General features: G+C 66.6%; 11 protein-coding genes. 3 read left to right on the top strand and 8 right to left on the bottom strand.

Annotated features, from left to right (window positions below):
* The 8 genes from ACZ6R6_RS48930 to ACZ6R6_RS48895 all read right to left on the bottom strand — a co-directional run.
* The coding region (locus tag ACZ6R6_RS48930; protein WP_470104363.1) for a replication initiator at positions 1 to 161 on the bottom strand (161 nt) is incomplete at its 3' end.
* 157 nt (positions 162 to 318) lie between these two features.
* A complete protein-coding gene (locus ACZ6R6_RS48925; RefSeq protein ID WP_470104360.1) occupies positions 319 to 495 on the bottom strand; it encodes a hypothetical protein in 177 nt (58 codons plus the stop codon).
* Positions 495 to 1,937 (bottom strand): FtsK/SpoIIIE domain-containing protein, encoded by a 1,443-nt coding sequence (locus tag ACZ6R6_RS48920; protein ID WP_470104359.1) that lies wholly within the window; start codon positions 1,935 to 1,937, stop codon positions 495 to 497. The genes ACZ6R6_RS48925 and ACZ6R6_RS48920 overlap by 1 nt, the downstream gene beginning before the upstream one ends.
* Positions 1,938 to 2,024: 87 nt before the next feature.
* Positions 2,025 to 2,456 (bottom strand): plasmid replication, integration and excision activator, encoded by a 432-nt coding sequence (locus ACZ6R6_RS48915; RefSeq protein WP_470104358.1) that lies wholly within the window; start codon positions 2,454 to 2,456, stop codon positions 2,025 to 2,027.
* 112 nt (positions 2,457 to 2,568) lie between these two features.
* Positions 2,569 to 3,306, bottom strand: coding sequence for a GntR family transcriptional regulator (locus tag ACZ6R6_RS48910; protein WP_470104357.1), 738 nt, complete (start codon positions 3,304 to 3,306; stop codon positions 2,569 to 2,571).
* Between the two features lie 154 nt (positions 3,307 to 3,460).
* On the bottom strand, positions 3,461 to 3,748 hold the full coding sequence (locus ACZ6R6_RS48905; protein ID WP_470104356.1) for a hypothetical protein: 288 nt from the start codon (positions 3,746 to 3,748) through the stop codon (positions 3,461 to 3,463).
* An 8-nt stretch (positions 3,749 to 3,756) separates the two neighbouring features.
* Positions 3,757 to 4,071 (bottom strand): hypothetical protein, encoded by a 315-nt coding sequence (locus tag ACZ6R6_RS48900; protein WP_470104354.1) that lies wholly within the window; start codon positions 4,069 to 4,071, stop codon positions 3,757 to 3,759.
* Positions 4,072 to 4,363: 292 nt separating this feature from the next.
* Positions 4,364 to 5,077 (bottom strand): GntR family transcriptional regulator, encoded by a 714-nt coding sequence (locus tag ACZ6R6_RS48895; protein ID WP_470104361.1) that lies wholly within the window; start codon positions 5,075 to 5,077, stop codon positions 4,364 to 4,366.
* A 144-nt stretch (positions 5,078 to 5,221) separates the two neighbouring features.
* On the opposite strand from ACZ6R6_RS48895, the gene ACZ6R6_RS48890 reads away from it, so the two are divergent.
* The 3 genes from ACZ6R6_RS48890 to ACZ6R6_RS48880 all read left to right on the top strand — a co-directional run bounded on the left by ACZ6R6_RS48890 (position 5,222) and on the right by ACZ6R6_RS48880 (position 7,311).
* Complete coding sequence (locus ACZ6R6_RS48890) at positions 5,222 to 5,674, top strand: NUDIX hydrolase (RefSeq protein ID WP_470104352.1); 453 nt, start codon at positions 5,222 to 5,224, stop codon at positions 5,672 to 5,674.
* Between the two features lie 236 nt (positions 5,675 to 5,910).
* Complete coding sequence (locus ACZ6R6_RS48885) at positions 5,911 to 6,558, top strand: DUF4240 domain-containing protein (protein WP_470104350.1); 648 nt, start codon at positions 5,911 to 5,913, stop codon at positions 6,556 to 6,558.
* 414 nt (positions 6,559 to 6,972) lie between these two features.
* Positions 6,973 to 7,311, top strand: coding sequence for an Imm8 family immunity protein (locus tag ACZ6R6_RS48880; RefSeq protein WP_470104349.1), 339 nt, complete (start codon positions 6,973 to 6,975; stop codon positions 7,309 to 7,311).
* The last annotated feature ends 702 nt before the right edge of the window (positions 7,312 to 8,013 follow it).

Raw genomic sequence — 8,013 nt, 5'->3', positions numbered from 1 at the left:
TCGGCGATGGGCTCGGCCTCCAGGTGCCAGCCCTCGCGGCATTGGGCTCTGCGGAGTTGCTGGTTGCGTTTGGCGCACGGCGGGCACTTGGCCTCTTGGGTGGTCCCGCAGGGGAGGTCGAAGGCTTCCGTCGTGCCGGTGTGGGTGTCCAGGCGGCGCATCTCGATGGGCCGGATGCAGACGCCGTTGAGCTTGGCGACCTCGACGGCGACATCGAGCGCCAGGGGCAGGGTGTCGCGGACCAGGCGGGGAAGCGTGCGGTCGGAGCCGTTCGGATGGGTGGCGGTCGAGGGGTGGGCGGGTGGACGAGGGTGTCGGTCACATGGCCTCCTCTCGGTCGAGCACGTCGGCGCAGAGCCGGTAGGCGTCGCTGTAGGGGTCCTTACACAGCCGGAGATTGGCCAGCTCGAAGTGCGGCGGCGTGTCCGTGTCGTGGAGGTCGAGCAGCCCGTAGGCGCCGAGTTCGGCGAGGGTGGCGTGGAAGGTGACTCTCATCAGGCCCCCTCACCGATCGGGGGCAGGGGCAGGGTGTCGGCGGCGAAGGCGGCGACCATGGCGCGGATGTCGGCGTCGGAGACATAGCCGGCGCGAGCGCGTGTCGGCTCGGGCGAGGTCTCCAGCCGGGCGTAGGCGATGCCCGCGCCCTGCTCCGGCTGAGGGGAGATCAGGTCGGCCAGCGCGCCCCGGTCACGGGCGCCGTCGCCGAGCACCATGTCCACCTGTTCCGACTCATCCAGACGGAGCGCGATCTTGTCGGGGAACAGGTTGCGGATGCTCAGTACGTCCTTGCGCGGGTCCTGCAGCGCGGCTAGGACACCAACCCCGACCGCCCGCCCTTGGGTGGTGAGCGTCGCCAGGGCGGCCGAGATCCGCAGCTTCAGGCCCTTGTCGGACTGGTAGGCGGTCAGGAATGCCACCTCGTCGACCACCACCAGGACGAACGGATCCTCCACCGTCGGGATGTGGTCGCGCCGGACTCCGGCGAAGCGGCCGGCCCGCTCCTGCATGACCTTGACCGCGGCTTCCAGCAGGTCGGCGCAGGCGGCCGGGCCGGCGGCGTAGCGGTCGAACAGGGCCCGGCCGAAGGACAGCTCCATCAGCTTGGGATCCAGCGCCCACACCTGGACCAGGCCCGCATGGACGGCGGGCAGCAGGCCGCGGATGACGGACCAGATGATCGAGCCTTTGCCCGCGCCGGTGGCGCCGGCGACCAGGATGTGGGTGCCGTGGACCTTGAGCCGCCAGGGGGTGCCGTCCTCGCGTTTGCCGATCTCGACCGGCCCGACCGAGGCCGCCGGGATGGGCAGCGCGGGCAAGGGTGTGGCCAGTGGGTCGCGGCGGGGGAAGGCCAGCAGCAGCCGGCCCGGCCGGGCGACGGTCACCCGGCAGGAGGGTGCGCCGAACCCGTGGGCCAGGTGGTCGATGCGGTCGGCCCAGTCGGTGACCGACTGGCCGGTGAGCATCTTCACCGTGACCAGGTCGGCCCACGAGGTGCAGGAGACGCCGACCAGGCGGGGGAGGTAGTCGCGGCCGCGCACGTGCCGGCCGAGACCAGAGATGATCATTACCGGTTGCCAGTGCCGCCGGTAGACCCACACCAGCCGCCACCAGGCCAGCAGCCGCCAGCCGACCAGTCGCAGGAACGAAGCCCGATCGACGAAGCGCCACGTGGTGAGGCCGACGAGCACCAGGGCGACCAGGGCAACGCCCCACTGCCAGCCGTACAGCCAGGCCAGCGTGCACGGAGCGGCGACGACGGTCGAGGCGATCGGGTGCCGCCAGACCAGCCGCACGAGAGCGGACAGCAGCCGCCACGTGAAGATGACGATGGTGATGAACGCCGGGGTCTGGACGACGGCCGGACGGAAGACCACGGCGGTGTCAGGGGTTGTGGAGACGAGGTGTTGTGCCTCGTCGCCGGGCAGTTTTTTGAACATTAGGCTGGTGCCTTCTTCCTTGATGTGGAGTCGGGGAGAGCTGAGGGGCCGCCGGAAGTTGCACCTTCTGGCGGCCCCGCTTACGTGTCAGGCCGCTATGTCCTTGCCGGTCGCAGCGCTCTGCTTGGCCGGAGCCGCAGCGGTGCGGGGAGCGCGCATCGCGCGGGCCCGGATGGACCAGGCCAGGCGGCCGGTGTTCTGGCCGACGTACGGCGTGACGGTCATGGCCTCGAACTCCACCGGGGTGAACGGCAGACCGGGCAGCGGCACCGGGGGAACCGGCTGCACCGCCGACAGGATCTTGACCGACACGGTCTTCTGGCCGGCCTTGACGGTGGGGTCGGCGTCCATGACCGCGACCTGCCACACGGGTTCGCCGGTGGTCTTGTCCTTGGCGTAGACGGTGCGCCCCTTGGCGGAGGCGTCGAAGTCCTTGACCTGCTCGACCTCGCCGACGATGTAGCAGCCGTGCGGGAAGACCTGGTCGAAGCTGACGGGGATGGGGCCCTGGATGGCCATAATCTGTTCTCCTGTCGTACTGTCGCTAACTCGTACTATCGAGTTACAAGCTACTTCGGAAACGAGTACTCGACAATACGAGTTTCCGAGAGTGGGTGTGACTTAGGTCACATCACAAGGTGTAGGCGTCTTCCAGCTCATGCAGAGCGCCGGGAAGCGTGATGTCGATAATCAGCACAGGACGGCCCGAAGCGTCGTAGACACGCGCCAGAACGCCCAGCACGGCGGCCGACTTGCCCAGCCCCAACACCTTGGCCTCTTGGGGCAAGGGGTGACGGGCGGCCAGGCGCTCCACGACGTGATCCAGCCGTAGCCCTCTGGCCCCTTGGAGGTGCTGGCGGACGCTCACCGTCAGCGGCACCTGGCGGCCGAGGTCGGTCCCTTCGGCCAGCTCGATCGGGCACCAGAAGGTGACCAGTTCGCACGGCTCGTCGGCCTCGCTGAGCAGGACGCGGCGCATCATGACCGGCGTCTTCTCGGGCAAGGAGAGCATGGCCGCGACATTGGCCGGCGCGGGATGCGATCCCACCTCGATAACCGCTCCGCCCTCAGTGGCTTCCACTCGATCGAGTACGGCGCGGCCAGGCCGAGAAGGGGCGTCGTCAGAACCCGGCGGTGGGGTCTTCACATAAGAGCCCTTGCCGTGCTCGCGGTCGATGATCCCGCGAAGCTGCAACACCTGAAGCGCCCGCACCACGGTAGGACGGCTGACAGCGAACTCGCGAACGAGCTGCGTCTCCGAGGGCAACTGCGAACCAGGAGGATAGGTGCCATCCGCGATCTTGCGGCGGATCGCCGTAACGATCTGCGCGTACTTCGGCGGGGCGTATTCCTCATCAGATACGGACATGACAACAACCCAACTACTCGACTTATCGTCAGCATAGACACGGATACCCGGCTTGCATAGCTGATCAAAATGCGTGGGTGGAGAGTGTGACGGTGCGGGACTCCGAGACCCCCCTCATCCATTCGGCCTCATCAACCGCACCGCCACACTCGTTCTACCGGGCTCGTCCGGACAGTAGCTCTGTCCAGGTCGCCCGAGCTTCAGCGATCGACCATCGGTGGGTCTCGTGGATCTGGTGGCCGGTTTCGAGCTGAAGGGTCCGCCGGATGAACGCCTGTCCCCCGCCCTCGTACAGCTCGTACACCGTGGCCCGGCACGCGCAGGTCCACCTTCTCGACCGCACCCGCTCAAGCGCCCGATGCGGTTCCCGCCAGTCCAGCCGCACATGATCACGCTGGGCCATGGCCACGTGCGGGCTCAGGCACTCGTCGAGCGGGAGCATGGTGCGTTCTAGGCGATCGGCTCAGACGGCGGAGGCGCGTCGCGGAGGTCCCTGTACCGGAACGCGACCCGACGGGCGGCGCGGGCCGGCTCGATCGCCGGATGCCAGGCGTAGGTGAAGCGCTCACGTCGATCGTCCCAGCCGGTGCGCCACCAGAACCGGTCGCCGTCGCACCAGACGACCAGTCCCACCCAGACCGACACCAGCGCCAGGCCATAACCGCCGTGAACATCAGCGGAGATCTTCCAGCGATCGAGTTCGGACCGCAATGACTCCGCCGTCTCCAGCGGTGAGACACCCCTCGCCGCGAAGGCCGCACTCACGACGGTCGTCCCTGCGAGGTCTCCTGAGTGCGAGATCCCTGACACGTGGAGCAGTCATCGCGTACACGGAGAACAGGAGCGGCTTCACCTGGTCCGGCGATCAGTCCGCGCCGGGGGCTGACGTACTTCCACCCCCGCCCCTCACAGGACACACACAGGTCGGCCATAAGGCTTCGCCCCTTCGAATCCGCCGGTTCCTACAGCACCAGAGACAACCCCTCCAGACGTCTGCTCGTCTATAGGAGTTTGGGTGCGACTCCTTTATGACTCCTCTAGAGGAGTTCGTCAAGCGTTATCGGGCGGGAAGCTCATACGAAAGTACGTAGGCATCGCTGGACATCACCGTGTCGCACACCTCCACGGCGCGACCATCGGTGGCGTAAGCCGTACGGACCAGGTGAAACACCGGAACACCCGGCGCGAGCTTGAGCGCCCGCACCTCATCACGGAGCGGCATCCGCGAACGGATCTCCTCCACGAAGTGATCCAGCCGGTAACCCAACTCCTCCAGCCGGGCATAGATCCCTCCCGGGCCACTGTCCGGCTGCGCGATCTGCGTGTCCCGCGCGATCTCCGCCGGGATGTACGACACGGCCGTCTCCACCGGCTGACCGTTGATCAGATATCGGCGCGACCGGGCGATCACGTGATCTTCTGAGGTGATCCCGAGCAGCTCGGCCACGTCCGCCGAGGGCCGCTCTTCGGTGATCTTGATGGAGTCGACGGTCGGCTTCCCGCCCGCTCCCTCGGTCTCCGCGATGAACGCGGCCTTGCCCTGCTCGCGATGGCGACGGGCGAACCGGTCGGAAGCCAGCCGGCGGACCGGAGGATGAGAGCGGACGAAGACGCCGCGCCCGTGTTCGGCGACCGTCAGGCCCTCGCCCTGGAGGACCTGGAGCGCGTTGCGGATGGTCATCCGCGCGACGCCGTAATGTTGCATGAGCTGAGCTTCTGAGGGCACCTTGTCACCTTCGGCGAGAGTGCCCTGTTCGATCGCATGCCTGATGTGATCGGCGATCTACCGGAAGACGGCCCGGTCGCTGGTCGGGTCCAGATCCGGCAACGGCAGCTCGGCCACGACCACTCCTCAACTCGTACATACATGTACCGCAGTTCGACAATAGCGATCAGCAGCCCCGGAGGTAATCCGATGGATCACCACAACACGCAGCACTCCGTCAGCGTGGCAGGCGTGATCATCGACGACCAGGGCCGCGCACTCCTCACCCAGCGCAGGGACAACGGCCACTGGGAAGCACCCGGCGGAGTCCTGGAGCGCGACGAGGACATCACCGCTGGCCTGCTCCGCGAGATTCACGAAGAGACCGGCCTGACGGTCGAGCCCGTCACCCTGACCGGCGTCTACAAGAACATGACCCGCGGCATCGTCGCCCTGGTCTTCCGCTGCAAGGTCATCGGAGGCCAGCTCACCGAAACCGACGAGACCCGCGCCTTCCGCTGGGTCACCGCCGACGAGGTCCAAGAGCTCGCATCCGAGGCGTTCGCCATCCGCGTCCTCGACGCCATGCACCACGACCAGGCGCCGGCCATCCGCCACCACGACGGCACCCACCTACTCGGAGCGTCACAGCTCCACGAGTGATTTGCCGAATTGTTCTTATAGGTATCAAGCGGCGGCGCGCCGCGCCGCCGTACTCGGCCCTCTGCCGCCCGCCGTCCGGGCGTGCGGCGTGGGCGCCGGTCCCGGCCGGCGGCGCCCCGGGCCGTAGCCGCACCGCGCACCCGCCGTACCCAACGAGACTCGCCGACCCAGCGACACACCGCCTCCCACGAGATCTCCCTAGCCAGAAGCCACCGCCTATGCCAAGATCACGGTTCGTGGACGCGGACGCCTTCTGGACACTCATCGAACAGTCCGGGCGGGAGACCAGCACCAAAAAAGCGCGACTGGCCTGGCTGGACAGGCAGCTGAACACACACTCTGTCGATGACGTCATCGACTTCCAGATGCGGACGGACATCTGTCAGTACCGGTCCAACACCTGGGAACTTTGGGCAGCCTATTTCGCCGTCTTCGGTTCCGGGTCAGACGATGGTTTCCTGTACTTCCGTAGCTGGCTCGTCAGCCTCGGACGCGACACCTTCGAGTGTGTGGTCGCCGAACCCGACAGGCTGATCGAAGTCCCCGAAGTCCTGCACCTCTGGGACCTGGTCAGGGAACGAACCGACGGCGAATTGCTATGGACCAACGACGAATGGCCCGAATTCGAATCGCTCGCCTACGTCGCATGGGACCCATACGAGAAGCTCAGCGGACTGGAGTTGGACACCCTGCAAGATGCGGCACATGAACGCAGTGGTCTAGGAGAGGACCGCTTCGAGCTACGCGGCGAACGGTGGGTCATCGACAGCGACGAAGAGCTGGAACGCAGGTTCCCGCGTATCGCACGCTACTGGGCACAGCGTGCGGAAGTATCCGGTTCAGAGACCGACGCCTCCGGCGGGGGCGCTCCGGCTCCGGGATGATCGCCAGGGCACGAGCCAGGTTGGTAGGTGGCTGGGGGCCGGATCTTCCCGTCGCCGTCGTCCCAGGGCAAGCCGAGCAGACCAGGGCCAGGGCGCCAAGGTCGTTCGTCCGGTGGGGCGCTCCACCTTGGCGCCCTGGCCCCGGCCCGCTCCCCGAGGGTGGGACGACGGCGACGGGAAGATCCAGCGAGAGGGGTGTGTGCGTCCGCACGGGGTTCTCAGGCCGTGCCCGTTGCGTGCCCGTCAGCAGAGGGAGCAAGGGGGACTCACAGGGAATGACGGGTACTCGAAGCGCTCCCCCGCAGGTCAGCCCTTCCCCAGCTCAGCGACCAGGTGCGATAGAGACTTCCCAAGCTGACAATTCATCGGCAAGACGCGGTGTCGCTGCGCGATCATTGGGCGATGAGAGCACGAGTGAGCGACTTCCGTTGGGTTGATCTTGAGGCTGGGCGGAGCATCGAGGACCGGACCCACGCTTGTGAACTCCTGGAGATGTATGTCGGCTCTCAGGGCGAGCCAGGTGAGGAACAGTTCCAGCTCACCGTCTGCACTCCATCGGCCCTCGCGGAACAGCTCCAGCGTCACCCCTTTCTCATTGGTCGGCACTGGCTTTTCGTGCCCGAATTCCATCCCGACAAGGTGACCGAGTGGCTGAGCGGTCGGATTGCCGTGTTGGAGGCTCCGACATGGGGTGAACTCGCCGAGAAGATCGGCCGTATCGGAGAGTGGGAGTTCGAGGACTACACCGACTGAGCCTCGTACTGCAACGAATACTGCAACAGAGGCACACGACGGCTCACGTCCACACCCGTCCAGCACTGGTCAGGACCGGGTTCCAAGCCCTGGAGCATGACCGGGACAGTCCTGATAAGGAAGAGGTCCGTCACGGACGTCGTGCCCGTCGCAGGGGCGCCGGCGGAGCTGCTCATGGTGCAGTCCTCGGACGGATTCGTAGAGCCTTGACCGCGTTGGGGCGGGCCTAAGATCAACTCATGCGAGCTGGGTACAACGAGGCTTTGGCGATGCTCGGGTATGTGCTGGGCATGGCCGCCGCTTCCGTACTCATCGGATGGGCGAGTGAGAGCGGTAGGGAGTCGCTCAGCGAAGTCCTGCTCATGTGCTCCCTGTTGTTCGAGATCGCATTCCTCTTCGGGTTGGTCCGGCTGCTCCTTCGCGGGTTGCGGTGGGGAGGTCGCGTCTTCGCACGTCGGTGGCGGACGAGGGTCTCGCAGGACCCTCCCGGATCGTCGGGCCATTAGCGGGCCATTAAGGGCGGTCAACAGCGGTCAGCCGCGGTCATTCGCGGGGAGCCCGCCGCCCAGGTCACGGCCTGTACGGCCCAAGATCCGACCGATTTGCAACTGAGCCTGAAAGGCTGAAGTTACAGCGGTTCGAGGAGCAGGCCGGTCTGGGCGATGAAGCCGTCGAGCAGCGCAGGACGGTACTGCATCCGTT

The organism is Streptosporangium sp. NPDC048886 (assembly GCF_055586905.1).
Note: the sequence above shows the minus strand (reverse complement) of the source record. Positions and strands in the feature narration are given on the sequence as shown.